Source organism: Clostridium sp. AM42-4 (assembly GCF_003480105.1).
Taxonomy (GTDB): domain Bacteria; phylum Bacillota; class Clostridia; order Lachnospirales; family Lachnospiraceae; genus Brotaphodocola.
Map to the genome: position 1 here is coordinate 290,689 of NZ_QUIK01000002.1, position 610 is coordinate 291,298.

Annotated in this window: 1 protein-coding gene; it reads right to left on the minus strand. The window is 51.5% G+C overall.

Annotation, left to right across the window (positions count from 1 at the left end; genetic code table 11):
• Positions 1 to 79: 79 nt before the first annotated feature.
• Positions 80 to 610, minus strand: a 531-nt coding sequence (locus tag DW922_RS02705; protein ID WP_118725718.1) for a DUF4368 domain-containing protein, incomplete at its 5' end; no start/stop codon positions are given.

A 610-nucleotide genomic window follows, 5' to 3' on the forward strand; every position in this document is an offset into this window, starting at 1 on the left:
AAAACTCTGCTCGATGGCGGGCGGCGGCGTACAAAAAATCTATATGGTGTTGTTAAGAGAACCGTCCCGGCGGGACAGGTCAGGCAGTGACCTGTTCCACCTCTGGGATGGGTTTGAGATTAAAATGAATTTCGATAGAAATGTGTCTTGTTTTATCTTCGTCAATGCGCTCATGCACGACGATTTCTTTGATTAAGCGGTTGAGGGTGGCTGCGTCCAGCTCTGTGATGTTGGCGTATTCCTGAATGGCTTCCACCCATTGTTTTGCGTCATTGGCAAGCTGGACTTCATCGGACAGCCGCTTTCTGCCCTCGGACACTTTTGTTTTAAGCTCCGTCTGCTCGGTCTGTGTCTTTTCCAGCATGGTGTTGAAATTCTGCTCACTGATACGCCCTGCAATCATATCCTCATAAAGCCGCATTACCATTTTGTCCAGAACCTCAATCCGTTCCTCGTCCCTTGTGAGGGAGCGTTCCATTGCTTCCCGCTGTTCCCGCTGCTCGGCTTCACAGGTATTGGTCAGGCGGTCGGCAACCGCTTCCCCGTCCATCAGGGCAGCTCTGGCACATTCCCGGATTTTCCGCAGCACATGGCTGTAAAGGGTGTCATA